The sequence below is a fragment of the Mycoplasma sp. ATU-Cv-508 genome (assembly GCF_004011945.1).
Lineage (GTDB): Bacteria > Bacillota_I > Bacilli_A > Mycoplasmatales > Metamycoplasmataceae > RYZV01.
The window spans coordinates 268,451-294,451 of record NZ_RYZU01000001.1 but is presented as its reverse complement, the minus strand read 5'-3'; the positions used below and the strand labels follow the sequence as shown (position 1 = coordinate 294,451).

The 26,001-nt window shown below is 44.2% G+C and carries 32 protein-coding genes and 4 pseudogenes; 33 read left to right on the top strand and 3 right to left on the bottom strand.

Annotation, left to right across the window (positions count from 1 at the left end; all coding sequences use genetic code 4):
- The first annotated feature begins 18 nt into the window (after window positions 1-18).
- Both ftsY and CSH31_RS01630 read left to right on the top strand, forming a co-directional pair.
- Window positions 19-1,033 (top strand): annotated as a pseudogene (gene ftsY, locus CSH31_RS01635) (signal recognition particle-docking protein FtsY).
- A 22-nt stretch (window positions 1,034-1,055) separates the two neighbouring features.
- Window positions 1,056-1,262, top strand: a complete 207-nt coding sequence (locus CSH31_RS01630) for a sigma factor-like helix-turn-helix DNA-binding protein (protein WP_128008952.1) — start codon at window positions 1,056-1,058, stop codon at window positions 1,260-1,262.
- Here CSH31_RS01630 and CSH31_RS01625 read toward each other — a convergent pair.
- Complete coding sequence (locus CSH31_RS01625; protein WP_128008603.1) at window positions 1,259-1,522, bottom strand: hypothetical protein; 264 nt, start codon at window positions 1,520-1,522, stop codon at window positions 1,259-1,261. The two genes, CSH31_RS01630 and CSH31_RS01625, sit on opposite strands and share 4 nt — an antisense overlap.
- Window positions 1,523-1,595: 73 nt before the next feature.
- A complete protein-coding gene (locus CSH31_RS04950) occupies window positions 1,596-1,730 on the bottom strand; it encodes a hypothetical protein (RefSeq protein WP_345775170.1) in 135 nt (44 codons plus the stop codon).
- 902 nt (window positions 1,731-2,632) lie between these two features.
- On the opposite strand from CSH31_RS04950, the gene CSH31_RS04945 reads away from it, so the two are divergent.
- The 20 genes and pseudogenes from CSH31_RS04945 (at window position 2,633) to topA (ending at window position 17,740) form a co-directional block, all read left to right on the top strand.
- The gene (locus CSH31_RS04945) at window positions 2,633-2,800 is read left to right on the top strand and encodes a hypothetical protein (protein WP_345775169.1); all 168 of its coding nucleotides are present in this window, start codon (window positions 2,633-2,635) and stop codon (window positions 2,798-2,800) included.
- Between the two features lie 42 nt (window positions 2,801-2,842).
- Window positions 2,843-3,265, top strand: coding sequence for a hypothetical protein (locus CSH31_RS04940; protein WP_345775194.1), 423 nt, complete (start codon window positions 2,843-2,845; stop codon window positions 3,263-3,265).
- A 115-nt stretch (window positions 3,266-3,380) separates the two neighbouring features.
- Window positions 3,381-3,824 (top strand): ribosome recycling factor, encoded by a 444-nt coding sequence (gene frr, locus CSH31_RS01615; RefSeq protein WP_128008602.1) that lies wholly within the window; start codon window positions 3,381-3,383, stop codon window positions 3,822-3,824.
- A 24-nt stretch (window positions 3,825-3,848) separates the two neighbouring features.
- Window positions 3,849-4,760: a phosphatidate cytidylyltransferase gene (locus tag CSH31_RS01610; RefSeq protein WP_128008601.1), complete on the top strand. Its 912-nt coding sequence runs from the start codon at window positions 3,849-3,851 to the stop codon at window positions 4,758-4,760.
- Window positions 4,761-5,065: 305 nt separating this feature from the next.
- Window positions 5,066-5,338: a hypothetical protein gene (locus tag CSH31_RS01605; protein WP_161565653.1), complete on the top strand. Its 273-nt coding sequence runs from the start codon at window positions 5,066-5,068 to the stop codon at window positions 5,336-5,338.
- 126 nt (window positions 5,339-5,464) lie between these two features.
- Window positions 5,465-7,363 (top strand): exonuclease domain-containing protein, encoded by a 1,899-nt coding sequence (locus CSH31_RS01600; RefSeq protein ID WP_128008599.1) that lies wholly within the window; start codon window positions 5,465-5,467, stop codon window positions 7,361-7,363.
- Window positions 7,285-8,112 (top strand): hypothetical protein, encoded by an 828-nt coding sequence (locus CSH31_RS01595; protein WP_236630734.1) that lies wholly within the window; start codon window positions 7,285-7,287, stop codon window positions 8,110-8,112. The genes CSH31_RS01600 and CSH31_RS01595 overlap by 79 nt, the downstream gene beginning before the upstream one ends.
- Window positions 8,091-8,429 (top strand): hypothetical protein, encoded by a 339-nt coding sequence (locus CSH31_RS01590; protein ID WP_128008951.1) that lies wholly within the window; start codon window positions 8,091-8,093, stop codon window positions 8,427-8,429. The genes CSH31_RS01595 and CSH31_RS01590 overlap by 22 nt, the downstream gene beginning before the upstream one ends.
- Complete coding sequence (locus tag CSH31_RS01585) at window positions 8,407-9,063, top strand: hypothetical protein (RefSeq protein WP_161565652.1); 657 nt, start codon at window positions 8,407-8,409, stop codon at window positions 9,061-9,063. Before CSH31_RS01590 ends, CSH31_RS01585 begins: the two co-directional genes overlap by 23 nt.
- Window positions 9,064-9,121: 58 nt before the next feature.
- Window positions 9,122-9,358: a hypothetical protein gene (locus CSH31_RS01580; RefSeq protein WP_161565651.1), complete on the top strand. Its 237-nt coding sequence runs from the start codon at window positions 9,122-9,124 to the stop codon at window positions 9,356-9,358.
- Window positions 9,359-9,368: 10 nt separating this feature from the next.
- Window positions 9,369-10,199: a NusA N-terminal domain-containing protein gene (locus CSH31_RS01575; protein WP_161565650.1), complete on the top strand. Its 831-nt coding sequence runs from the start codon at window positions 9,369-9,371 to the stop codon at window positions 10,197-10,199.
- Between the two features lie 50 nt (window positions 10,200-10,249).
- On the top strand, window positions 10,250-10,753 hold the full coding sequence (locus tag CSH31_RS01570; protein ID WP_236630687.1) for a hypothetical protein: 504 nt from the start codon (window positions 10,250-10,252) through the stop codon (window positions 10,751-10,753).
- Window positions 10,754-10,767: 14 nt separating this feature from the next.
- A pseudogene (locus CSH31_RS01565) lies at window positions 10,768-10,995 on the top strand (YlxR family protein); the annotation flags it as partial.
- Between the two features lie 36 nt (window positions 10,996-11,031).
- Window positions 11,032-12,834, top strand: a pseudogene (gene infB / locus CSH31_RS01560) (translation initiation factor IF-2).
- A complete protein-coding gene (rbfA, locus tag CSH31_RS01555; protein ID WP_127942730.1) occupies window positions 12,824-13,174 on the top strand; it encodes a 30S ribosome-binding factor RbfA in 351 nt (116 codons plus the stop codon). Before infB ends, rbfA begins: the two are co-directional and overlap by 11 nt.
- A gap of 132 nt (window positions 13,175-13,306) precedes the next feature.
- On the top strand, window positions 13,307-13,498 hold the full coding sequence (locus CSH31_RS01550; RefSeq protein WP_128008593.1) for a hypothetical protein: 192 nt from the start codon (window positions 13,307-13,309) through the stop codon (window positions 13,496-13,498).
- On the top strand, window positions 13,473-14,909 hold the full coding sequence (locus tag CSH31_RS01545; protein WP_128008592.1) for a ComEC/Rec2 family competence protein: 1,437 nt from the start codon (window positions 13,473-13,475) through the stop codon (window positions 14,907-14,909). Before CSH31_RS01550 ends, CSH31_RS01545 begins: the two co-directional genes overlap by 26 nt.
- Entirely contained in the window at window positions 14,909-15,109 is a 201-nt protein-coding gene (locus tag CSH31_RS01540; protein WP_161565649.1) for a hypothetical protein, read from the top strand. The genes CSH31_RS01545 and CSH31_RS01540 overlap by 1 nt, the downstream gene beginning before the upstream one ends.
- Window positions 15,109-15,696, top strand: a complete 588-nt coding sequence (holA, locus tag CSH31_RS01535) for a DNA polymerase III subunit delta (RefSeq protein ID WP_128008590.1) — start codon at window positions 15,109-15,111, stop codon at window positions 15,694-15,696. The genes CSH31_RS01540 and holA overlap by 1 nt, the downstream gene beginning before the upstream one ends.
- A gap of 256 nt (window positions 15,697-15,952) precedes the next feature.
- Window positions 15,953-17,740 (top strand): type I DNA topoisomerase, encoded by a 1,788-nt coding sequence (topA, locus tag CSH31_RS01525; RefSeq protein ID WP_236630686.1) that lies wholly within the window; start codon window positions 15,953-15,955, stop codon window positions 17,738-17,740.
- Here the strand turns inward: topA and CSH31_RS01520 are convergent.
- Window positions 17,741-18,306, bottom strand: a pseudogene (locus CSH31_RS01520) (inorganic diphosphatase). It lies immediately after the preceding gene.
- Between the two features lie 267 nt (window positions 18,307-18,573).
- On the opposite strand from CSH31_RS01520, the gene infC reads away from it, so the two are divergent.
- From infC to CSH31_RS01465, 11 genes are all read left to right on the top strand, one after another.
- Window positions 18,574-19,113, top strand: coding sequence for a translation initiation factor IF-3 (gene infC / locus CSH31_RS01515; protein ID WP_128008586.1), 540 nt, complete (start codon window positions 18,574-18,576; stop codon window positions 19,111-19,113).
- Window positions 19,070-19,258 carry a 50S ribosomal protein L35 gene (gene rpmI, locus CSH31_RS01510; protein ID WP_127942723.1) on the top strand — a complete coding sequence of 63 codons (189 nt, stop codon included), beginning with the start codon at window positions 19,070-19,072 and terminating at the stop codon, window positions 19,256-19,258. Before infC ends, rpmI begins: the two co-directional genes overlap by 44 nt.
- A 9-nt stretch (window positions 19,259-19,267) precedes the next feature.
- Window positions 19,268-19,627, top strand: coding sequence for a 50S ribosomal protein L20 (gene rplT, locus CSH31_RS01505; protein ID WP_127942722.1), 360 nt, complete (start codon window positions 19,268-19,270; stop codon window positions 19,625-19,627).
- An 80-nt stretch (window positions 19,628-19,707) separates the two neighbouring features.
- On the top strand, window positions 19,708-20,043 hold the full coding sequence (locus CSH31_RS01500; RefSeq protein ID WP_127942721.1) for a PTS sugar transporter subunit IIB: 336 nt from the start codon (window positions 19,708-19,710) through the stop codon (window positions 20,041-20,043).
- A 5-nt stretch (window positions 20,044-20,048) separates the two neighbouring features.
- Complete coding sequence (locus CSH31_RS01495; protein WP_128008585.1) at window positions 20,049-20,324, top strand: MupG family TIM beta-alpha barrel fold protein; 276 nt, start codon at window positions 20,049-20,051, stop codon at window positions 20,322-20,324.
- Window positions 20,212-21,234 (top strand): MupG family TIM beta-alpha barrel fold protein, encoded by a 1,023-nt coding sequence (locus CSH31_RS01490; RefSeq protein ID WP_161565648.1) that lies wholly within the window; start codon window positions 20,212-20,214, stop codon window positions 21,232-21,234. The genes CSH31_RS01495 and CSH31_RS01490 overlap by 113 nt, the downstream gene beginning before the upstream one ends.
- The gene (locus CSH31_RS01485) at window positions 21,221-22,603 is read left to right on the top strand and encodes a glycoside hydrolase family 1 protein (protein ID WP_128008583.1); all 1,383 of its coding nucleotides are present in this window, start codon (window positions 21,221-21,223) and stop codon (window positions 22,601-22,603) included. The genes CSH31_RS01490 and CSH31_RS01485 overlap by 14 nt, the downstream gene beginning before the upstream one ends.
- Window positions 22,596-22,949, top strand: coding sequence for a PTS lactose/cellobiose transporter subunit IIA (locus CSH31_RS01480; RefSeq protein WP_127942718.1), 354 nt, complete (start codon window positions 22,596-22,598; stop codon window positions 22,947-22,949). The genes CSH31_RS01485 and CSH31_RS01480 overlap by 8 nt, the downstream gene beginning before the upstream one ends.
- A gap of 26 nt (window positions 22,950-22,975) precedes the next feature.
- Window positions 22,976-23,494 (top strand): SRPBCC family protein, encoded by a 519-nt coding sequence (locus CSH31_RS01475; protein ID WP_127942717.1) that lies wholly within the window; start codon window positions 22,976-22,978, stop codon window positions 23,492-23,494.
- A gap of 423 nt (window positions 23,495-23,917) precedes the next feature.
- Entirely contained in the window at window positions 23,918-24,250 is a 333-nt protein-coding gene (locus tag CSH31_RS01470) for a hypothetical protein (RefSeq protein WP_127942716.1), read from the top strand.
- A gap of 12 nt (window positions 24,251-24,262) precedes the next feature.
- On the top strand, window positions 24,263-25,972 hold the full coding sequence (locus CSH31_RS01465; protein ID WP_127942715.1) for a PTS transporter subunit EIIC: 1,710 nt from the start codon (window positions 24,263-24,265) through the stop codon (window positions 25,970-25,972).
- Window positions 25,973-26,001 lie beyond the last annotated feature (29 nt).

Here is a 26,001-nt window from a genome sequence, read left to right as displayed (position 1 = left end):
CTGTCGCAAGTTTAGACGATAAGAGTAAGTTGGATAAAAAACTGGCCGCTAAAAAAGCTAAATTTGCGAAAAAAAATTAGCAAGCAAGAGGCCAAAGCAGCTCGTCAAAAACAGCGCGTTAACAAGTACTTAGCCGGTTTAAACAAGTCGGGCAACTCTTTTGCGCGCAGCATTCGCGAACTCCAAACTCGCCACAATCAAATTGACGAAGAATTTTTTGAAGAACTGGAAGATTTGCTAATTATGTCTGACATTTCTTTGCCGTTAGTTAATGAAATAGTCAGTCAAATTAAACAGGAAGTTAAATTCGAAAATGTCCAGGATCCGAATTGATTGGCGAAATAGTGGCCGACAAAATTTTTACCACCTACGCTAACCAGTCAATCGTTGACACTTTGCTAAACGTAGAGCCTGGTCGTAAAAACGTGATACTCATCGTAGGAGTTAATGGTTCGGGCAAAACTACCACGATCGCTAAGTTGGCTCACCAACTTAAGCAATCGGATTACAAAGTGGTTTTAGCCGCTGCTGACACTTTCCGGGCCGGAGCCGTCGAACAACTTCAGACTTGGGCTCAGCGCGTGGGAGTTAAAATCGTTAAACCTCAACACTTTCCGGCCGATCCGGCTTCGGTCGTTTACCAGGGTCTAGAAGTTTTGCAAACCCAAGACTATGATGTTTTAATCATTGACACGGCCGGACGTCTCCAAAACAAAGTCAACCTCATGAACGAACTTAAAAAAATTAACCAAGTGATTAGTAAGCAAATTCCTGCGGCTCCGCACGAATCTTTGCTAGTGCTTGATGCAACAACTGGCCAAAACGGTTTATCGCAAGCAAAACACTTCAAGATGTCACACCTTTAACCGGGATTGTGTTGACAAAACTGGACGGAACATCGAAAGGTGGCATTGTTTTAACAATTAAAGATCAACTTCAGTTAGCGGTTAAATACGTTGGATTAGGCGAAAAGATTGATGATTTACAAGAGTTTGATTTAGATGCTTTTATTTATGGCTGACCCAGGGACTAGTCAATGAAAAAAAATCCGCTTAATGAACGGGAAAAGTGACTGTTTATTACGATCGTTACGAGCACTTTTTAACCAAGCTCAAAAGCAGACTTTTCATCTTTACTACTTAGAAGATTTAACTTTGCAAGAGGTAGCCGATGTTTTGGCTACTACTCGCCAAGCAGTCAGCGATACGCTTAAGAAGGCACGGCAAAAACTATCCAGCGTAGCAGCGAAATTACGCGGTTAACTTTTAAAATTCTTGGCAATTTTGTAAAGTTTTTCCGCGATTTGTTCGTGAGCTCACCCGGTAGGGTGCAACTCGTCTAGGAAGAAGTAATTGCCTAAGTTTTCGGCGTTAGCTCCGTTGACATAATCGAACTTGTCGCCATCTTTAGAAAGCAAATTCATAATTCGAAAATCAGTCGCGTTAGTAAATTTGTCACCGCGGGCCAAAAATTGGTCGCGCAGTTGGAAAAAATCGCTGTGTAAATCGTGAAGTTTAATCACAACGCCGCTTTGGCTGTTACTTAGTTGGGTGATTTTTCGCTTAAACCTTGGTTGAATGTTTGCACTCCCGCTTTTAACTTAGTTGAACATCTTCCGCAATTCGAGAAAAACGCGGAGCGATAGCCAGTTCAACGATGTTAGAAACAAGAATTCTTTTCGCGCCCTTAGCAATCAAAGATTCTAAGACTTTGCCAAACCGTTCAAGCATTTGCTTGGCTCCAGAACCATATCTACTTTTTCGGGACTCAAAAAACTGTGTCCTTCTTCTCAAGATTTGACCATGTCTAAAAAGTCATTACTTCCGATGTTGATGTAGACAATGTCTTGGTTAAGCAACTCGTGTTGTTTGAAAAGAGCGTCAGCTTGCTTTTCTAGGCTAACCGATCCGAAAAAGTTTTCCGCTATAGAACTAAGGTGGGGACTAATTTGCGAACCTGCAAAGGCGTAGTTAGCCCCTTTTTTCTCAATTGAACCAAACAGTGCGTTTTCAATTCGGTAAGCCGGGTCACCGTTAAGTTTTAGTTTCTGGGCTAACAGAGCTGCCGCAGTCGGTCCAGTTGAAAAGTATTTTTCTTGTAGTAAATCGACGGCAGTTTAATTTGTCAACTTGGACAAAAGTTTCAAACATTTCGGCAATCATCCCAATTTCTTCACCTTTTTCCTTACTCTCTTTAATTGCACTTTTTAGGTTTTTAATGATCGCTGTTCCAGCCTCAACAAAAACTCCGGCATCGCTCAGACTATCGCCTAAACATAAAGGTTAGAGGATGAACCCTGCGGGTCTTTTTGTCGTTAATTTCCGCTTCTTCATTAGCACCACAACCAAGAGCGCTCATGGGTGCAAAAGCACCTACTCCGGCAATAATCGCTCCATTTCACCATTTTTTGGTCATATTTCCCTCCCTTGGAAATTGATTAATTGATTAGTTAATTTTACCTAAAATGGACTAATTCAAATTTGGACCGGGTAAAGGCGGACTAGATTAAACCGCCTAAACGTGGTCATGCTGGAGTATAATTTCTAAAAAAGTTATGCGCAGAATTATCATTAAGTTATCCGGGAAAGTTTAGCTAACAAAAGCAAAGATTTGGCGATTGATAACGACATTGTTGAAAAAGATCGTGGGTCAAATTAAAAAGATTATTGACCGTAAAATTGAGGTTGGGATCGTAGTTGGTGGAGGTAACTTCTGACGCGGAGCCGCGGCTGAAAAACACGGCATTCCTCGCAACCGAGCGGATTACATCGGATGCTGGCGACAGTCATGAACGGTTTAGCGCTTCAGTCGGCTTTTTCAGCAGGCCAAAGTACCTACTCGCATCCAGTCTTCGATCGCTGTTGACGCCCGGGTGGCTGAGAACTACATTAACGAGAAAGCTGTTAACGCGCTCAAAAGTGGCGAAGTACTAATTTTTGTCGGCGGTACTGGTCGACCGTTTTTTACAACTGACACCGCAGCGGCACTAGTTGCGAGCGAACTGCAAGCTGACACAATCTTGATGGGTAAAAATGGTGTGGACGGAGTTTATGACTCGGATCCCAAAGTTAACCAAGACGCGCGACGTTTTGAAACGATAACTTACGCAGAAATAATTAACAAAGGTTTGAAAGTGATGGATGCTACTGCGGCGGCTATGGCACGCGATAACCACATTAAAGTGATTGTTTTTGACATCACCCAACCCGATTCGTTAATTAAAGTAACCGAGGGCAAAATGGTTAGCACGCTAATTGTTGAGTAAGGAGATGTGATGGATATACAAGCATTATTACAAAGCGCGGAAAGCGAAATCAAAAAAGTTTAGAACACTACGAAATGAGCATCGCTAAAATTAGCGCCGGCAAAGCTAACCCAAGTTATTTGACCAGGTGCGAGTTCTTTATTACGGCGAGCGTTTGCCACTGACGCAATTAGCCGCGATAACCATGCCCGAAACGCAGCAAATTTTGATTAAACCTTTTGACCAAGCAATTATTAAGGAGATGGTCAGCGCGATTAACTCAGCTCGCCTTGGTTTTAACGCCAATAACGAAGGTCACCAAATTCGGATTTTAATCCCGCCTTTAACCGCTGAACGCCGCAAGGAACTAGTCAAGCAAGTTGACGAATACACCGAAAAGGCCCGGATAGGAGTGCGAGCGGTTCGTCAAAAATTTAATAAGTTGATTAAAAGTGACGAAAATGTCAGCGAAGACGAAGTTAAGTACAACTTAGAGCAAGTTCAAAAGTTGATTGATCAGTCTATCCAAACCATCGGAGCACTCACCGAGCAAAAAGAGCAAGAACTCGTGACGATTTAACTAGTTTAAATTTATAATGCGAGAGTGCGATTTTTAAACACCAACCTAGTTAAAAGAACAGTTTTTGCGCTGTTAATTTTAGCCTTGGTAATCCCGGTTTTTGCACTCACTTATTACGGAAATTACCCGGGTCGTTTGATCGGCCTAATCGCTTACGTTTTGCTGGGCGTCTTGGGAGTTTACGAGTTAACTTTTGCCTTCATCAGAAAGTCTTGGGTGGCGATTGTTTTTGCCCTTTCGCTTGTGTTGCCCGGCGTGCTATTGCCCTACTGGGAATTTGAGCACACGTTAAGATTAGGGTCAAACTACTCAAATTTACTTGACAATCTCAAAATCAGCTTTTCCTGACAAACTTGGTTAGTGCCCATTTTCGCGCTGCTAGTTTTTTGACTGTGCGCTCAAAGACAACTCCAACTTAAAACGCTTCCGGTTTTATCGCTTTTTTTACTCGGGATTAGTTACATGGTGCTCTTGATTATTAAGGGCGCTTGAGTGCTTAACATTTACGCTTGAGACAAATTGGTCTTTGTAGTTTCGATCGCAGTTGTGAGCGACACCTTCGGGTATTTGGGAGGAACTTGGTTTGGGCAAAAATGGTTTGGAGGTAAAAAATTAGCCCCGACCATTTCGCCGCAAAAAACTTGGGCTGGCGCGGTTTGTTCGTGAGTCGTCGCTAGTCTTTTTACCGGGATAGTCGGCTATTTTTGCCACATTTGACCAGTTGCCTCTGAGTACCAAGTTTGGTTTTCGATTATGATGGCTCTGATTGTTCCCATCATTGCCCAGCTCGGCGACTTGTTTTTTTCGGCGCTCAAACGCTCGCTCAAACTAAAAGATTTTTCCAATCTTTTACCAATGCACGGCGGTATATTTGACCGCATTGACGCCATTTCCGTCACGCTTTTTTTCGTGATCGTTATTTTCATGCTAACCTAGGACAATATGGACCCAGCTTTTTCTAAACTCGCCCAAAAAATTTACTTTCAACCTTCGCCTAGCTTTGAAAACGCGCGGGTTTTAGGTGCCCGACTTTCGGAGCAAAAAGTTTTTAAAATCTCTCTTCAAACTGATACGATTGTTCCGCTTGACGAACTAATCAGTTTTTACGACTGCTTAAGTCACAACTTTCCCCACTCGACCGAGTTAAATTTTCGCGTCAAAACTTGCCAGTACGACCTTTTAACGCTCAAACAATATTTACGTTGAATCGTGGTGATTTGCTTAGCCAACCTAAGTTGGCCGTGCTGATTTACCACGAATCAATGAAACTGAATGACCAGGAACTTTATTTGAATTTGGTCAGCGAAAAAATTTACCAGGACTGCGTTTTGCTCCAAAACAAAATTACCGATCAACTTCGCCGGTTTGGTTTTGAGAATTTGACGTTTAAACTAACTTACCACGAACCCCAGGGAGATTTGCTGAGTCAAGAAAAACGCGACCATCTCAAATTAGTCAGCCAAGCTTGGAAAGATTACCAGCGCCAACCCAGCGCCTCTCTGGCACCAAACTAATCGTTCAAGACGGGGGTATTACGCTTGCCAAATTAGCGACTTAAAAGATGCACCCAATCGCAAGTTGAAATTCAAGGCCAGATCTTTGAAGTTAATTTTCGGCACAGCGCCAAAACTAACCTTAGCGTGGTTGAAATTGGCGTTAGCGATTACCAGGAAGCAATCATGGTCAAAAAATTTCTTCGAACCGACCAAGAACGGCAAACTTTTCAAAAACAAACTTGACTTAACCGTTGAGTTAGCGTGCAAGGGGCTTACCAATTTGACAACTATAAACGGATCATGGTCATCATGGCTAATAAAATCACGCCCGTTAAATCGCCGCTGGAAAGCGATTTAGACGATGCTCCCAACCGCCGAGTTGAACTTTCGCTTCGAACTCAAATGTCAACCATGGACGGAATTTTAAGTCCCAAGCAAATCGTGGAACACGCTTTACAAAACCAGCATTTGGCCGTGGCGATTACCGACTTAAACTCAGTCCAAGCTTTTCCCGATTTTTATAACGCCAGCAAAAACACTCCACTCAAAGCTATTTACGGAGCAACTTTCCAAGTGATTGACGAAAATCCCGGGACGGTCAAAAACGGCGCCTCAGACCACAAACTTACCGCTTTAGAGTACGTAGTTTTTGACTTGGAGACGACTGGTCTTTCGCCCATTTTAGACGAAATCATTGAATTTGGAGCAGTTAAAATTGTTGACGGAAAAATCACCGACCACAAGCAATTTTTCATTAAACCCAGTCGGTCAATTAATGCTCAAATTACTCGTTTAACTGGCATTACTGATGAGCACGTGAGCAGAGCTTGTTCGCAAGTTGAAGGTCTTAAACAAATCATTGACTACCTTGGTAAGGCCGTTTTAGTCGCTCACAACGCTAACTTTGACTGGGCTTTTTTGGCCGAAAAAGTCGCCCATTTTGGCTTGCCACCTTTGACTAATCCCATCATTGACACGTTAATAGTGGCGCGAATCGTAGATCCTAAAAGCAAAAAGTACCGCTTAGAAAATTTTGTTCGACGTTTAGGAATTGCTTACAACCGCGTCGCGGCTCACCGCGCCGATTACGACGCGAACGTTTTAGCTAATGCCTGACTTGTAGCACTTCGGATTTTAGAGAGTCAAAAAATTATCACTCTCAAAGACTTAGCTGACTACCGTCACCAAAGTCTGTGGGAAAAAGCATTTGCTTACGAAGTGACGCTTTTAGTCAAAAACCAGCGCGGACTGCGTGATTTGTTCGAGTTGATTTCGCTTTCGCACACTAAGCAATATTGAAAAACACCGAAACTTTTTTGGAGCGACTTAACCAATTTACCAAACTTATTAGTCGGCTCGGGTGGTCTTCATTCCCACCTAGTTAACAAAATGTTGCGCGATACGACCGAAGAAATCCGACGCGAAATTAGCCGTTACGACTACATCGAGTGTCAACCGCCGGAAAACTTTGCCCATCTAATCGGCGATGACTTATCGCGGGAACAACTTGAACAGATGTTAAAAATGCTCGTAGACGAGGCGCGCCAGCAAAACAAACTAGTTGTTGCAAGCGGAGATGTACGTTACCTTCGTCCCCAAGACCAAGTTTTTTACCAAGTTTACATCTATTCCAAAGGACTCGGCGGCGAACGACACCCGCTTTACCGCTACCTTAAAAACGACGCCCCGATTCCCGAGCTCTATTTCCGCACTACTCGGCAAATGAAAAAAGCGTTTGCTTTCTTAGAGGATAGCCGTTTAATTGAACAAATCGTCGTGCTTAACAGTCAAAAAATTGCCGATCAAATTGACAAAATAGTTGTCATTAAAGACCGCCTTTATCCGCCCGCATTAGACCAGGCACACGAAAAATTGCTCCAACTAGTTGACCACAACGCCCGCCAAATTTACGGACAGAATTTGCCTCAAATTGTCGCCGATCGTTTGAAAAAGAGTTTGAACCGATTCAAAAGTACGGCTACTCAGTCATTTACTGAATCTCCCACTTACTTGTCAACCAATCGCTTAAAGACGGTTACTTAGTTGGTTCGCGCGGTTCGGTTGGCTCTTCGCTGGTGGCCACTTTAGCTAAAATTACCGAAGTTAACCCCTTAATCCCTCACTACCTTTGCAAAACTTGCCAAACTAGCGAGTTTGTTAACGATACTAACCTTAACTCTGGTTACGACTTACCGCCTAAAAATTGCCCGACTTGCGCTCATCCAATGGCGCGCGAAGGTCAAAACATCCCTTTTGAAACTTTTTTAGGTTTTAGCGGCGATAAAGTTCCAGACATTGACCTTAACTTTTCGGGCGAATACCAGGGCGCTGTTCACGATCAAGTGCGGCAACTTTTTGGCGCTAAGCATTGTTTTCGCGCCGGCACCATTTCGACTGTGGCTGAACGAACCGCTTTTGGTTTTGTCAAAAACTGGGAAGAAGAAAAAAAACACGATATTTCAGAAATGTTCCGTCGTTTTTTAGTTCAGCGCGTGGCCGGTACTAAACGCACAACTGGGCAACACCCGGGCGGGATTATCGTCATTCCCCAAGACCACGTGGTTGAAGATTTCACCCCGGTTAACTATCCGGCTAACGATGCCGGGGCAGCTTGACTGACGACCCACTTTGATTTTCACGCCATTCATGACAACGTGGTTAAGTTAGATTTACTTGGTCACGATGATCCGACGGCGATCCGGAATTTAGAAAAGTTGACTGGCGTTTTAGCAAGCACAATTCCGATGTCTGACCCGCGGGTTTTAAACTTATTTTCTTCACCCAAGAATTAGGAGTTAGTCCGGAACAAATTAACGGCGAAACAACTGGCGCGCTAGGAATTCCTGAGTTTGGAACTAAGTTTGTTCGTTCGATGCTGAAAAGCGTGCAAGTCAAAAGTTTTGGCGACTTAATTTCAATTTCAGGACTTTCGCACGGAACCGATGTTTGAACTAATAATGCCGAACAATTAATTAAAAACCAGGGACTCAAACTTCACGACCTTGTTTCTTGCCGGGACGACATTATGAACTACTTAAATTGCTCAGCAAATTGACGAGTCCACCGCTTTCACTATCATGGAACAAGTGCGCAAAGGTCATTCAATTAGCGAGCACCAGGAAAAACTGTTGACTAAGCACAAGGTGCCGACTTGGTACATTGATTCACTCAAAAAGATTAAGTACATTTTTCCCAAGGCCCATGCTACAGCTTACGTAATCATGGCGTGGCGAATCGCTTGGTTTAAACTCTACCACCCGCTCGCTTACTACGCCACTTACTTTTCCACCCGAGCCGATGTGACCGAACTGACAACTTTAATCGGCGGAAAACAGTTAGTTGAAGAACGTCTTCAAGATTTAATTAAAGGTCGCTACAAACGCGGTGCAGCCGAGCTAAGCAACAAAGAGCAGGCACTAATTCCGATTTTGGAAATTGCTAACGAAGCTTACGCGCGCAAAATCAAGTTTTTAAATGTTGACCTAAAACGTTCAGAGGCGACCACTTGAGTCATTGACCAAGCCAGCCGGGCTTTGATCGCGCCGTTTGTGGCGATAGACGGACTTGGGATTAACGCGGCTAATTCAATCGTAGAAGAGCGTCAAAAACGCTGGTTTACTTCCCACGAAGACCTTTATGAGCGAACTTTAATTAACCGCACAACGCTCAATAAACTAGCCGAGTTAGACGTTTTAAATCAACTTTACGAAACTAACCAAATAGCGTTTGATTTTTTCAAATAGTGTTATAATTTCGGCGTCAACTGATATTATTGAGTTGCCCTCCGGCAACTCATCTTGTTTGGGGGAGATAATAATGCTATCAGTTGAGAAGCGACTACGAGGACGTTTTGCTCAAATTACCAGTGCTGACTGGGAAAAAGAAGGCCAGCAACTTTATTTGCGAGTAAGTACCAGTTTGACTAGTCTTAGTCAAATTAAGAGTTTGTCCCGCCAAATTTCCGATTACCTTGACGAAATCGATGCCGGTGCAAGTTCTTACATTTTGGATGTGTTTTCGGCGAGCGCAAGTAATTAAAGGAGAGTTTATGATCCGTAAAAATAAATCAGTTTTTGATCAGGAGCAGTTTTTTGCTGCGATTGATTTAATTTCTAAAAATAACTTGATTGAAAAAGACGAAATTTTCACAATTATTCGGGAGACGATTATTCGCACTTTTCACACTCGTTATGACCCCGATGCCCGTTTAGAGTTAAACATTGATCCGGAAAAAAACCTTTTTCAACTGCTCAACCACAGCGTTTTAGTAGTTGAGGACGAAGATTTTGATCCGCGTAACCAAGCGATCGAAATTGGATTAACCGAGGCGCTTAAAATTGATAAGAACATTAAAGTCGGACAGGAAATCTCCCTTCAAGTTAGTTTTCAACAGTTTGCTAATCAAATTAAACAACTGCTAACCCAAACTTTCCGCGAGCGTAAAAAGCAAAACATCTTTGACCGCCACAAAGATTTAGTCGGACAAACCGTGGACGCCACGGTGGTCTCAATTAGTCGTAAAGGCGACGCAGTTCTCAGTCTTTCCGAAGGCACTAACGCTTACATGCCTACTTCGCTTCGCAACTTAAAAATCCCTCTTTCGATCGGCGAGAGAATTAAAGTTTTCGTGGAAGAAGTTAAGCGCGAAGCGCGCGAATCACAAATCGTAGTTTCTAACGGGTCAAAAGAAATGGTTCGCCAAATTTTGCAATCTGAGGTGCCCGAAATTGCTGACGGAGTAGTTGAAATTGTCGCTTTAGCTCGTATTCCCGGCGAACGCTCCAAAGTGGCGGTTCGCTCGTCTGACCCTAACGTTGACCCCGTCGGGCGGTTATCGGACCCGAAGGAACGCGCATTAGCGCCATCGTTAGCAAACTAGAGGGCGAAAAAATTGACATTATCAACTACTCAAGCGACATTGACAAGTTCGTGGCTCACGCACTTGAACCAGCCAAAATTATCGCTGTGCAAAACAAAGTTGACCAGTACGGACGAAATGTGCCTAACACAAAAATTGCCATTACTCCCCAAGTTCACCAAACTTTGGCGATCGGTCGGCAAGGTGCCAACGTGCGTTTAGCGGTTGAACTGACCAAAGTTAACATAGACATTTTGTCGCTTGAGCAGGCACGCGAGCAAAACATTTCCTTTGTTTGAAATGGTACGCTGAGCGAAAATGATTTACACCGCGTTAGTCGCACTGGTCGTTTACCGAGCGAATCGTTTGATTACCGGCGTTCAAATCATCGCTCCCCACGAATTGACTTTACGGAGATTGACGACCAAATTCGGTCTTTCCAAAGAGGACATAACCGAGCAAAGCGATGAAGAAGAGCAGCCAGTGCGCAATTTCTCAGCCGATTTAGAAACCAACTTCACGGACGAAGAACTCAAAAAAATGGAAGCTGAGTTTGACCAGGACTTCGGTTTTAACCCGTCCAAGGACCATGACAAAGACCAATAAAGAGATTTTTCGCCGCTGCTACTTGACCTACCAAATCCTCCCAAAAAATGCTTTAATAAGGGTAGTTCGTTTGCCCGACCAAAGCATTTTAGTCAACTCGGATTTACCTGGTCGAGGGGTCTACTTTGCTAAGAATGCTGGCGATCCAACCAAAATTTGGCAAAAAAAACTGCTCCACAAGGCGTTTCGTCAAAACGTTTCAGCGGCTGTTTACCAGGAACTGCTCACCATTTTAAAAGGAGGGGAAGTGAAAAAGGACAAACGTAGGTCAAATGTCGAAGAAATTCGAACCCAGTTCAAAACCGTCGATATTGAACTTAAAGACGGCGTTTTTACTTTTACCAGCCCGCTCACAATTGGTGAATTTGCGGCCAAAATCGGCAAATCGCCCAACCAAATCATTAATCACTACTTCAAACTCGGCAAACTTTACAACATTAACCACATGTTGACCGAAGAGCAAATTGCTGAACTGTGCTTAGAGTACGGGTACGATTTTAGCAAGCAAGAGCAAGTTACAGCCTCTAACTTCATGGAAGTCCTGGAAATTAAAGACGATCCCAAGGACCTCAAACCGCGACCCCCAATCGTTGTCATCATGGGCCACGTTGACCACGGGAAAACTACTTTGCTTGATAAAATTCGTCACACCCAAGTTACCGCTAGCGAAGCGGGCGGCATCACCCAGCACATCGGTGCTTACCAAGTTGATTACCAAGGTCAAAAAATTACTTTTATTGATACGCCTGGTCACGAGGCTTTCACGGCCATGCGTGCCCGAGGAGCGAAAGTAACTGACATTGTGGTTTTAGTCGTTGCGGCTGATGACGGAGTGATGCCCCAAACTAGGGAAGCGATTGACCACGCTCGCGCTGCTAAAGTGGCTATTATCGTCTTTGTCAATAAAATTGACAAACCCGGCGTTGACCTAGAAAAAGTTAAACGCGAACTATCGAAAGAACACATTACGGCCGAGGATTGGGGTGGCGATGTTCAGTTTGTTTACGGTTCAGGATTAACTGGCGACGGAATTGAAGAACTTTTTAAAGCGATTAGTTTGCAAGCCGAAATGTTGGAGTTAAAAGCTAACCCTGATCGGTTTGCGCTTGGGACAGTTATCGAATCTAAAGTTGACAAAGGACGCGGTACCATTGCGACTTTAATCGTGCAAAACGGTTCGCTCCACAAAGGCGACTTTGTTGTCGCTGGTTTTAACTACGGGCGCATTCGAATGATGCTTGATCCAAACGGTGAACCGCTCAAGGTGGCCCTGCCTGGTGCGCCAGTGTTGATTACCGGACTGAACTATTCGCCCCGGGCTGGTGACCGCTTTTTCGCTTTTAAAGACGAGAAGTTTGCTAAAAACTTAGCCGAACAAAAAACGGCAAGAAGACCGCGCCCAGGAGTTAAAGGAAAGAATTCCGCTCCAAGTCAAAGAAGGCGTAAAAGTTTTAAACGTGATTATCAAGTCTGATGTGCAAGGCTCAGCCCAAGCAATTAAACAAACGCTTAGCAAAATTGAAAACGAAGAAGTCAAAGTTAACGTTGTTCGCTCGTCTGTTGTCAAATTAGCAAGTCGGATATTTTGCTCGCTCAAGCTTCGCAAGCGACGATTTTTTCCTTTAACATCCGCCCTTCCAACGACATTAAACAAATCGCAGCCCAAGAGAAAGTCGAAATTCGACCCCATACGGTTATTTACCAAATTGTGGAGGATGTTCAAACGATTTTGAAAGGGATGATGGCGCCAAAGTTTACCGAGAAAGTTACCGGTGAAGCGCAAATTCTAAAAGTGATCTACTCTTCCAAAATCGGCAACATCGCTGGCTGCAAAGTGATTGATGGTTTGATTAAATCTCAGAGCAAAGTTCGACTGCTTCGCGAAGGTAAAATTGTCGCTACCACCGAACTTGATTCGCTCCAACGCGGTCAAGACGCAGTTCGTAAAGTGGAAAAAGGTTTTGAATGCGGAGCTCACTTAGTCAACTACAACGACATTAAAGTTGGGGACATAATCCAAGCTTACGAGCAAGTTGAAGTTGAGAATTAAAATGCCACTCAGTGTTAACCATAAACGCAAAGAAAGTCTTTATTTCCAAGCTTTGGCGCGCATTTTACACGAGCAGACCAAAGGCCCTCTTTTGAGAAAAATAACTTTAACTGGTGCTAAGCTCTCGGGCGACGCTAGTCACTTAGAACTTCACTACACAACTTTGTCTCAAAAGATTAAAACCGAGCAAGCCTTGCAAAAAGCAGTGCCCTTTTTACGTTCAAGGTTAGCTCGGGAAGTTAACCCCCGTCTTGTTCCGCAGCTAGTTTTTAAGTTTGATACTTCCTTGGAACGAGGCATCAAAATTGATGCCATTTTAGAAAATTTGCGTAAAAAATAAATTTTTAGCCACCTCTATGTGTGAACTAAATTTTTGCTTTTTGGGCTCAAGAGTGCGCCGTGGCTAACTCTTATGAGCGCAGGCTTTGTTTGGGAGAGCGCGTCTAACGCACGTACTTGAATTTTGGTGAGTTTGAGTAGTCCACACCATTACCAGAGTCAGTTAAGTTTTAATCCCGGTCAGTCAGCGTGGCAAATCGTGGCTCGTTTTGGCCACCAACACCAACTTACTTACCAGCGGATCTACGAGCGCCGGAAAGGCGCGTGGGTTTTAATTGAGCCCGAGCGAGTAATCACTTATGACTGCTCTTTGCGCGTGGTTTAAAACGCCGAGTCGCTACGACTTAACTAGCGCTAGTCTAACTAGCGTACTTTGGTATGTCTGATTAACTAATCCTTGGCAAGTTGAAACAACTTTGGGAGCGTTAACTTTCTCGGTATGAGTCATTTTAAAACGCCGCTTTTTGGCTTTTGCTTTAGCACTCGGACTGGCTTTGCTAATTAGTTTTTGGTGACAGCGACCCGCGCCTTTTGTTGGTAAAATTGATGCACATCTAGAGGTTGTCCACGTCAGTAAAATTGGACCGATTGTTAGTTGACAAGGACGCCAAATTTTTCTCGCTGACCGGGGAATTTTTTGAGTTGGCGATCGGCTTTGAGTGCGCGGTTTAGTTTTGCCCGTCCAACCACCGGAGTTAGACGGTCAATCTTTTAACTTAGGTGCCTATTTGCGCGGACTTAACGTTTTGCACTGAATCAAATATCCGCGACTTGAATTAGTGAGGAGTTGCTCTTCGCCGCTCTGCGAGTTGAGTAAAAACTTAGCGACCCGGTCAGATTTAACCAGTCGGTACGGAGCGCTTTTTTTGACTGGTCAAAACGTATATTTAAACGGTGATTTTTACCGCCAGTTAACTCGACTCAATTTAAGCCACCTCTTTGTTGTATCTGGCCTTCACATCGGTCTGCTTTGACAAGTTTTGACCTTTTTACTTAAGTTGACCACTTTAAATCCATTTTGAGCCGGGTGACTCGCTTGGGGAAGTTTGTTTTTTTACGGCTACTGACTTAGCTACCACGATTCGTTTTTGCGGGCCAGCATTTTGCTCGCCTTTTACTTAATCAGCAGCCGGTTCAAAGCGGTCAAAATTTCTAAAGTAAGTCTTGTTACGTTAGCTAGTTTATTGATGCTTGTTGCCCGGCCCTGGTTAGTTTACCGCTGGGGTTTTTTGCTCGCTTACGCGGCCAGTTTAAGTTTGGCTCACGGATTGGAGAAGACTTTTAAGTACCGGTTTAGCAAAGTAATTTTTTTCGCGCTCGGACCTTACGTGGCAACTTTAATGCTGGTTGCGAAAATCGGCGGCGGTTTTAATTTAACCGCTCCGCTTCTTACTTACTGACTCAGTCCCTTTACGCTCTTAACTTACCTTCTCACCTTAGCGCTTTACCCCTGAGGCGTTAATTTACAGGTCCTGTTTGATCCCCTTGATCAGTTATTGCTAATGGCCAGGCAAATTAAGTTTTGAATCCAACTTGACCCTTGCCCAACCGAGTTAGTTTGAAGTGTCGAAACGCTTCTTTACGCTTACCTTATAATTAGTGAACCATGCAATTTATCCACGGGAACGAGTCTTACTGGATCCACCAGATGCTTGCCCAAGCACGAGCAAAGTTTGTCGGCACGTGTGTCACCTTTGACGAGACAAATTCGGTCGAAGAAATTCAAAACGCGCTAGTGACAGTCGAAATGTTTGGCTCACCCAAATTAATCATTGTCCGTAACCATCCGGCTTTAGTTGATGAAACGCTCGGGCAAAAGTTTTTCCAAGTACTAGTCGCTAGCAACTGGAGTCACCAAATTATTTTCGCTTTGGAAGCAGCTAAACTTAACCACCGGAATAACTTAGTCAACTTCCTTTTACAAAGAGCCGCGTAGTGGCAGTGCCTAAATTAACCGATCGTAACGTGGTAAGAACAATTAACCAAATAGTGAGCGAGCGCGGAGCAAAAATTAGCCCAAGCGCAACCCACGAGTTAACGCTTCGTTTGCCGCTTGACCTTTGGACTATTGTCAGTGAGATTGACAAACTACTTTTAACAAGTACCCAAATCAGTCGCGAAATGGTCGTTGAACAAATCGCCCGCCAAAACCAAGGCGGTTTATTTGATTTTTCTAGAGCTATTTTAGAGCAGGACAACGAGCAAATCATAACCGCTTATCGGAACCGCCAAAAACTGGGTGATGATCCGGCTTTTATGCTTCACCAAATTAACCAATTGCTTTCCTTGGCGCTGGAAATTAGTTACCACAAAAACCTTGGCCAGTCAGATTATGAAATTAGCGAATCGACGCAAATACCGCTTTGGAAAGTTAAGCAAGGTCAGCAGCTCTTAACTGAGGTTGGCCCTTCTAAAATTAAAGAATTAATTTTAGAACTTGCCGGGGTTGATTTAGCGATTAAGCAAGGTCAAGTTGATAAGCACCTCGCCCTAGAAAAATTTGTTCTCAAACTTTTAAAATAAGTTGGCAGTCAAAACCGCCAATTTAATTTCTGCTCGCGCATCAGTTAGCCCAATTAAACCTGGTTTGATTAACTAGATCGGCGGTTTTTAAGCACTAAAACTAACGCTAGTCAAAAGTTATTTCAAGATTTGAAAAGTTAGTTTTTATGCTATTTTTAAGTTTGTATGCAGAAAAACCTTGTCATCGTTGAGTCGCCCCACAAAGTTAAGTCAATCAAAAAATACTTGGGCGACGGTTACGAAGTGGTCGCGACAGTTGGCCATTTTTTTGAAATTGCCTTCCTCGGGCGAAAACAATTTTGGCGTGGAAATGGAGACTTGAACTCCGCGTTATAAAATTGACCCGGAAAAAAGGAAGTATTTTCAAATTTTAGTTAGTGAAATTAAAAAACTCAAACCTGAGCGCATTTATTTGGCAACTGACCCGGACCGCGAAGGCGAAGCAATCGCTAGCCACTTAGTTGAGTTTTTGAAAATTTCCGACCGTTACTACCGCATTCGTTTCAACGAAATTACCAAACAAGCTGTGCTGCAAGCAATTAAACACCCGGGTAAAATTGACGAACCTCTGGTGGATTCGCAAACCGCTCGTCGCATTTTAGATCGCGTAATCGGTTACAAACTTTCCCGTTTGATGCGGCAAAAAATCAGCCGTTTTCCACTGGCTCCTTCGGCCGGTCGAGTTCAATCGATTGCTCTTAAACTAGTCGTTGAGCGCGAGCAAGAAATTGATCGTTTTGTACCAATTAAGTATTTCACTTTGCAGGCTGCTCTCAAAGTTGGCGAGACGGTTAACTACTTGTCGCCTGAACCAGCTGTAACAGGCGATGTTTTTTCCGTGAAACCCGAAATGATTGAAACTTTGATGAAAACGCTGAGCGGACAAGTTGAGGTAGTTGACAAAATTGAGCGGGTTAAAAAAGATGTGCAATTAACGCCGCTTAAGCAAGCCACACTTTACAAAAGAGCAGATGCGCAATTGGGCATGTCTTCCAAAGTCGCTCAGCGCAGCGCCCAGCGACTTTACGAAGGTTATGGTGACGGCGGTTTAATTACTTACCCTCGCACAGACTCAACTCGCATGGCTAACTATTTCGTGGAAAACGCCAAACTTTACATTACGCAAAAGTACGGCGCTCAACTAGTTGCCTCCGGAGTCAAAGGCTTTTCGGGTAACCAAGATGCCCACGAAGCGATTAGACCGACAGACATTCGTTTAACTCCTGAACAGGCGACGAGTCGTTTTGAACTAAGCAGTTCCGAAAGCAAACTTTACCAACTGATTTACGAGCACACCTTGCAAACGTTAATGCGGCCACCCGAGCGCCAAATTACTCGCTATGAACTAGTTGACCCAGTTTTTAAACACAAATTTCGTCATTCGACTAGCAAAGTCACTTTTGTTGGCTACTTAGTTGTTAAACCCGAAAAGTCTGACCAAGTGGCACCGACTTGAACAATTGGTCAAACTTTTGAAGTGCGCGATTATCAGAAAAAAGAGCACGAAACTAAGGGTCCAGGCCGTTACAAAGACGGAACGCTGATTGAAGCTTTGGATAACATCGGGGTGGGTCGCCCATCAACTTTTTCTTCGACCGTGACGATTCTCAAAGACCGCCATTACGTGAGTGTCGAAAACCGCGCCCTTCGTCCGACTGAATTTGCTAAAGTGGTCTACGACAAACTTATTCACGGCTTCCCGCGCATTATGAACGAGAGCTACACTGCCGAAGTTGAGAAAGAACTAGACATGATCGCTGACGGTAAGATGGATCGCAAAAAACTGCTTGATAGTTTTTGGTCCCACTTTAGCGATGATTTGACTAACGCGACTAGCGAGCTTGCAATTACCGAGCTTTTACCCGTCCTAGCGGGCAAAGATTGTCCGAAGTGCGGATCTCCGCTAGTAGTGAAAACTAACCGCCGTACCCGGGAAAGGTTTTTTGGTTGCTCACGCTACCCGGAGTGTAAACACGCCGAAAACGACCCTAGCCAAGCCAAAAAGCGGTGGTTTTCTGCCCGTAAAAGTTCCCAAACCAAGTAATTAAGCGGTTTTTTCTTTGGGGTACTTGGTTGGGTGTTTTTCCGCATTTGAGCAATAAACTCTGATTTAGGCAAGTCGCCGTAGTCTTTGAAAAGTTTTTGACAAGCCGCCAGTTCGCCCAGCGCCCAAATTTCGTTTTCAAACCCTTCAACGCTCGTGATGTTAGGGCGTTTTCAGTTTTTGTAAGTTGAGAAAAAGATTTCGATTTCGTTCAAAAACTCGCTCGGTAAATCGTCTAGTTTTTGAATGTGGTCTAATCGGTAGTCGTCAGCGTGAATAGCGATTAGTTTGGTGTCAATTTCGCCATCGTCAACCATGCGCATGGCACCGACAATTCGTGCACGCAAAACTGCGCCAGGTAAAAATTGTTCGGGCGAGTAAATTAAAACGTCTAATTCGTCGCCGTCCCAGTCAAGCGTTTTGTCAACGTAACCGTAGTTAGTCGGGTAAACAAACGGTTCGCGTAAAATTCGGTCAACCACAATTTGACCGCTTTTACGATCGTATTCGTATTTAATGTTTGAATGACGGGGAATTTCTAAATTAACTTCGATGATTTTGGACATAACCACATTGTACATTTAGCGACTTAAAACGTGATAAAATTACCTTTGCAACTTCACATGTTGCAGAAAGCAGATTTTTATCTCACCTGCTGGTTAATCCAGGGGTCCATGCTCCAACATCAAAGTAAAATTTAATTTGATGCTCTGGTATAGCTCTTTTACCATTCAATGTCTCTAGTTTGAGACGAGAAAGTGTCTGTGCATCCAAGTCGCAAAAAAACCACCTAAGAAAGAACACCTTGTCAACCGCGACATTCCTTTAAGAAAATGTTCGTGATTGACGCTGACGGAACTAAGCTAGGAGTACTTGAACGTTACCAAGCTTTAGAGCTTGCGTCCGAAAAACGGTTGGATCTAGTAATTATTTCGGCCAATCCCGACCAACCAGTCGCTAAACTGCTTGATTACGGTCGTTATAAGTACAACCGCAGCAAAAAACGCAAGGAAGTCAAGGCTAAGCAATCTTTCACCAATAACCGCGAAGTTCGTTTGACGGTGATGATTGGTGAACACGATTTAGACGTTAAAGCAAAAAAAGCCCGCCAGTTTTTATTGGCCGGTGACCGCGTCAAAGTGTCGCTCAAATTCCGCGGCCGCGAAATCGTGCGTCAAGAGCTTGGTCACGCCAAACTGGACCAGTTTTTTCAAAAGGTGGCCGACGTTGCCCAAATTCAAAAACCACCAGCTTTAGCAAACGGTCGTTTTTTGGACATGTACCTTGTCGCCACTAAAGTCTCAAAAAGCAAGAAGGAGGAGTCGCCCAATGCCGAAAATGAAAACCAAAAAAGCGCTCCAAAAAAGAATTAAAGTCACGGCTAACCAAAAAGTAAAACGTGGGGGAGCTTTTCGATCCCACTTAGCCCAAAACAAAACCACTAAGCAAAAACGTCAATCACGTCAACCCCACTTGATGGATCCTTCGGATGTGAAACGTTTTAAGCAATTAATTTAGGAGGACGATATGCGTGTTAAAGGTGGAACAGTCACCCGACGTCGTCGTAAAAAATGACTCAAGGAAGCCCAAGGTTACTTCGGGCATAAGTCGATCGGTTTTAAAGTCGCTAAACAACAAGTTGTCAAGTCGTGAACGTACGCCTTTCGCGACCGCAAACGGGTTAAGCGCGATTTTCGCAAACTTTGGATCGCTCGCATTAACGCCGCTGTGCGTGCCGAAGGACTAACTTATTCACGGTTCATTAACGGTCTTAAACAAGCAGAGATTGGCTTAAACCGGAAAATGCTATCCGAACTGGCCATTCATCACCCAGCCACGTTCCAGCAATTAGTTGAGCTGGTCAAAAACCAAAACCAAGTTCAGTAAATCCGTCCTCTCGGGCGGATTTTTTAAATTTGGAAAAGATGCCCCAGTTTTTAATCAATTAGTTTTGCGCTTATAATTTAATGAACCAAACTAGAACTGGTCACGAAAGAGAAGTTATGAGAATATTACTTGCATGTTCAGCCGGAATGTCAACTTCGCTGCTTGAGAAAGCTGTCAACGACTACTTGAAAGAGGCCAAGATTGAAGGTCACGCCTTGGCGCTTAGTTCAGACCAGGCCCGCGAAAAATTAGCCGATTTTGACGTAGTTTTACTCGGACCACAAATTCGCTTTATGCTCGATCAATTTCAGCGAATGGCACCCGATAAACCGGTTGCCGTAATTGAACCGATGGTGTACGCAACTGCTAACGGAGAGGCTTTAGTGAACCAGGTGCGGACTTTGCTAACTAAGTAGTTAAAATGGCTGAGTTAGGCATTGCGATTTACCCGGAAAAAGCTGGCGAAAAACCAACGCTTGCTTACTTAAAAAAAGCTGCCCAGGCCGGTTTTAAACGCGTTTTTGTTAACTTGCTTGAAACATCCGATGATCCCGAGCGTCTGAAAATGTTAACCAACTTACTTGGTGCTGCCCAAAAACTGGGGTTTAGTTCCGATCATTGACGTTGACGAGCAAGTTTACAAGACACTGAATTTACCGCCTGATGAAATCAATTTTTTTCGTCAACTCGGCGCTAGTGGTGTGCGAATGGACCAAGATTTTGGCGGAGAAGTGGAAGCTAAAATCAGCCAAAACCGTCTTAATTTTAAAGTGGAAATAAACGCTTCGGCCGGCGTACAAACACTAGAAAAAATTTTAGCTAGCGGTGGTAAACCAAGCAATTTGATCGCTTGCCACAATTTTTATCCGCTCCGTTACACTGGTTTAAAGTACGAGCGTTTTATTGAGCTCAGTGCGCGAATTAAACAACTCGGCGTTCCTGTCGCGGCTTTTGTCACTCAGGAGCCGTCGCGTCGGGCGATTGGTCCTTGGGGAGTTAACCAAGGCATGCCCACTTTAGAAGAACACCGCGATTGACCACTTGTTCAGCAAGTTGCGCACCTTTTATCAATCGGTTTAAGCGACCAAATTATTGTTTCCCAGCAAGGTTTAACGAGCCAGGAATTTAAGATGCTGGGTCAGCTCGTGCAAAATTGAAACAAGTTGAGCGCCCAAAAAGTGGTTAACGTGGAAATTGAGTGGGTGAGCAAAGTCAGCGACCTAGAGAAGGAAATCGTTTTAGCTCGTAAATTGCCGGCTAAGTTAGCCCAGCCCGAGTTTAAAAGTTACGCCCACTCTTTTGGTGCTTACCATCTTAACCGTCCCGACTACTCTAGTTACTTTATCCGCTCAACTTTAACCCGCGTGCTTTATAAGAGCGAGTCGATTAAGCCGGCTAGAACTGGCAAAATGCTCCAGCCCGGCGATGTAGTGGTTCTCAACGACAACATTGGTCGCTACAAAGGGGAAGTTCACATTTTGCTCCGCCCGATTGATGACCGGCGTTCAAAAATTCGGAACTTGGTCGGTCGAGTAATCGTTGACGATTTATATCAGCTCCAAGCGATTGTCGGAGGACGTAAGTTTAAAATCTATGCCAAAAATTAAATTTCCGAACCATTTTCTCTGGGGTGCTGCTACGAGTGCTGAGCAGTGCGAAGGTCGTGGCCAAACTGGCAAAGGATTAACTAAGTGGGATTTACATTTCCAGAGCGATCCAAACCAATTTTTTGAAAAGGTTGGTCCGGAAATTACTTCCGACTTTGCCAGGCGCTACGTCCAAGACATTGCTTTGTGAGCTCAAATCGGAATCAAGGCAGTCAGACTCAGTTTCTCGTGAGCGCGTCTTTTTCCCGACGACCAAAAACCTTCCCAGTCCGCTGTCAAGTTTTACCACGATGTGCTGGACGAGTTGGCAGAGCACAAAATTAAAGCTCTGATGACTTTATCGCACTTTGATTTACCTGCTTGAGCCGTTCAAGTTGGCGGTTGATCTAATTCGAAGGTCAGAGCGGCTTTTTTAAATTACGCCAGTTTAATTTTTCGCGAGTACGACGCCAAAACTGAGGCTTTCGCGACTTTTTGTGAACCAATCGTGGAAACGATTTGCGGTTACATGGGTCAAAAATGTCACTGACCTTTGGCCGAAAATTACCAGCTCGCTTTTAACGTCGGCAACGGTTTAATTTTGCTTCACGCCCAAACCGTTAGTCTCTTTAAGTCCCGTCCGCGCCACGCTAAGATTGGCGTAGTGCTCAATTTATCACCCGTTTATCCGCGCCGGAGAGACCACGCAGGCGACCGAAAAGCAGCCCGCGCTTACGAAACGCTTCACAACCGGTGAATGTTAGAAGGCATGGTAGCGGGCAAAATCGGTCAGCCGATCCGAAAACTTTTTGCCAAGTTGGGCGCTCGTCTAGAACTGACCTCCCAAAACCTCCAGACGATCGCTCAAGTTAAGTGCGATTACTTGGGAGTTAACTACTACTTTCCGACTCGCGTCCGGGAGCCAGTTAGAGCCAAGTCCAAAAGCGGTTTGTCAACTTTGTTTGAAACGTGGAAAAAGCCGAGCGCCCGGTACAACAAGTCGCGCGGCTGAGAAATTTATCCCCGGGGAATTTACCGGGTAATGATGCGAATTAGTCGGGAATTTCCCGGCCTCCCCTTTTACATTTCTGAAAACGGAATGGGAGTCGCTAACGAAAACCTTTTTCGGGACAAGTCGGGCAAGATCGCGGACTTTTACCGGATTGACTTTTTAAAGTCTCACTTAGTTTGGATCCAGAAAGCGCTAGCACAAGGCGCGCCCTGCTTTGGTTTCACGCTTTGGTCGATTTTTGACTGCTGATCGTGGTTAAACGCTTACAAAAACCGTTACGGTTTAATCGAGATTGATTTACCGACCCAAACCCGGCGACTGAAACAGTCGGCTTTTTGGTACCAAAAAATTATTAAGGAAGGAGGTTTTGATGTCTAACAAAGCAGTGAAAACTGATAAAAAACACGAGGTTGACTGGGAAAAAGTCGCTTTGGGAATAATTACCGACGCCGGACTAGCCAAAAGTTTGGCGATGGAGGCGATCGGAGCGGCTAAAAAAGGCGATTTTGACTTAGCTAAAACTAAACTGGACCAAGCACATAAATCTTCTGCCGACGCTAGCAGGTGGCATTTTGACGTGATTAAAGCCGAGGCCAACGGGCAAAAACTAGAGTACCGCGTCTTGTTTATTCACGCCGAAGACCAACTTTTGGCGAGCCAAACCGTGATTTTGCTCGCTCAAGAGATGGTCGATCTTTACCGTCTGATCACCCCTGCAAAGTAATTATTTCGGTCTATAATGAATTTGCCATGTCCGCAAATTACCAACAGTTTAAAATCGAGTTCAACAAAAAAATTTACGTCTCAACTTACGATGAGTTTAAGCGTTTAGTTAGCAAAAGCCACTCTGGTATCGTAGCTGGCGTGTGCGAGAAAGTTTTCAAAGCCGTCTTGGCCGCCGTTTTAAAAAATACCACTCACCGCGGCCAACTTTACCAAGGAAAAAAAATTATTACTCGCCAAGGTAACATCGCTTTCGTGGAACAGTACCGCGCTCCGCAAAAATTTGAGTTAGTTTTTCAAAAAGGTCCCAAGTTTCACAGCCACTACTGACGTTTTAAAGCGATTAGCCCCGACTACACCAAAGTAACTTTTATTCACACAATCAAAAACGAGCACACGGTGACCGGTTTAAATGGCAAACTGGGACAGTTTCGTTTTAGACGTGAGCACCGCAACCAAACCCGCGCTATGATTAAGTATCTTAACCGCGTTTGTCAAGACGATTCTAACGTAGGTAAAACAAAGTTACCGCAATTAGAAAGCTAGCCAGACTCAAACTTAACAAAGTTCACCAAACCGGGGAATACCAAGTTTGGTTTTGGTTGTAGATGCGTCTTTTCCAACGAATCATCGTTCAAAACATTAGTCAAATCGCGACTGCTAAACCCGAAATAACTAGAAAAAAATTAGTGGCAAATTCCATTGTAAATCAAACTAATTATAGACTAGCCAAGTTGTGCATGCTTTGCATAGGAAAGCGCTTTGTCTTAAGTTGGCTGTTTCCAAATCAAACCTTTTCAGACAGATTAGGCACTTTTAACCGTCTGTCGCCATCTAGTTAAACGGACCATAGAAGTTTGTTCTAGAAAACAAACTCAGTTTAAAAATGTCAAAATCGGTTCGTTTATAATGGTGGTGTAGTTGTGATCAAACTACGCAAATTTTAAGTTGAATTTGAGAAAGGATAAGATGCCATTAATTCCTCGGTTTTTGCAAAAGACGAGTGGATTAGTAACGAGTTTATTCATCTTGGGTCTAGTTTTAGCCTTTTTGGCCGGGGCCGCTTACAGTCTAGAACCAGGACTGAACTACCACGTTTTGGGTTGAACGATTTGGATCAGCGGTTTTGCCTTGATTGGTATCCAAATATTGGTTGCAATCGTTACACATTTTAATGGGCGTCTCGCTAGCTGAAGGGAGGAGCCGACCGGTTTTACTTTTTTCTACCTTTACAAACTCGTGATTGGTGTAGGTTTAATCGCGCTTGTAATCGTTGCCGTGTTCATCATGAACACCGCTTAAAACCGTTTAAACATGAAAAAAAGTTGATTTCAAGACCGCTTTTTACCTTCCATGGCCCGTTTAGGTAACCAGCGCCACCTCGCTACGATTCGCGATGCTTTTGCGATTTTTACGCCCGTAATTATCGCCGGAGCGATGGCCGTTTTATGACGCTCGGTCATTTTTTCACCAGCTGGCGGACAAGGAGCAGTTTCGGGTTGGTGACTTCACTTCCAAAACTTTACGATTAGTCAACAAGGTATTTACTACAAGTTTTTGACTGTCATGAGTTACTGAATGCTCTATGTGCAAGTTGGCACGATTAATGTCATGTCGCTTTACATTGCTTTTGGAGTTGGTTACTTTTTAGCGCAAGCTAAAAACAACAGCACGCCAACCATTTGTGGTTTGACCACGTTAGCTTGCTTTTTAAGCGTTACTTCCATGATGATTAGCGGCTCCTGGGAAAGCGGAATGTATTGACTCGGTGCCCGCGGACTGCTAACCGCGATTATTATCAGCATGATTTGCGCCGAGTTTTTCTGTTTTCTTTCCAAGAACGACCGGTTATCAATCAAAATGCCCCAGGGCGTACCGCCAGCTATTTCGCGCGCCTTTGCTAAACTGTTTCCGGTCATCTTGACAATTGTTTTAGCGGCCACCATTAACTTAATTGTTTGGGTGCCTTTTTACTTCACAGGAGTTGAGCTCAAAGAAGGCGCTTCTTTGCAAGTTAAGTTTAAAAGCGATCTAGTCTTAACTAAAAGTCAGTTTGATACCTTAGTGGGGTTAGGACTAGGTCCGGAACACTTTACTAACGTAGACCAGGCGCTTTGGAACCAGTTGATCTCTGCGCCGGATCAAGCCACCTTCAGTGAGTTAATCGCCGATCACCCCTTCCAAGGTTTTACCGCCGTTGATCCGCAGGGCGACCAAATGGGCCACGCGATTGAAGTTTTTGAAAAAGGGGACTATAGCACGTCTCTAGGTACTAAACCACTGACAGGGGACGTGACTTTAACTTCGTTTATTTACGCGATAGTTGTGGCGCCGTTTTTAGAAATTGCTTCCCGAGCTGGAGCAGCGCTTGGTTTAGCGATTCTTTACGTTTTCATCATCTCGTTTTTCTGATTTTTTGGTCTCCACGGAGCCAACATTGCCAACGGGGTTTTCAATCCGATTTGACTACTTCTCTACGCCCAAAATGTGAGCGGAATTCAGCAGCATGTTTTTGTGCAAGGAACTTTTGACGCCTTCATTTTTATCGGCGGATCGGGAGCAACGTTAGCGCTAATTTTAGCAACGTTAATCTTCGGACGCAAAAACTCTTCGCAACACCAAATTTCCCGTCTTTCGGTTGCACCGGGTATTTTTCAAATTAACGAGCCCGTGACTTTTGGCTACCCGCTTGTTTTGAACATGTACCTGATCATTCCGCTTTTCATCACTATGCCAATTTTGGTTGTGACAACGTGGGTTGGAATCGGAGTGCTCAAACTAGTTGCTCCGGTCAAAGTTCTCATTCCTTGAACTATGCCAATCGGAGCTGGCGCCTTTATTGCCACGGGTGGTTCGCTCTGAGCCGTTTTACTGGCGCTTATCAACCTATTAGTGGCCATGATCATTTACACGCCGTTTGTGCTGATTCTTAACCGCCGTGACAAACTGGCCGAAGCTCAAGTTGACGTGGCTCTTCAAACCGAAGAGGGTCAAAAATTTGTTTCCCGTCAAATTGACACTTAACTCGTTTTAAACTTTGAGAGTCTAGCCCG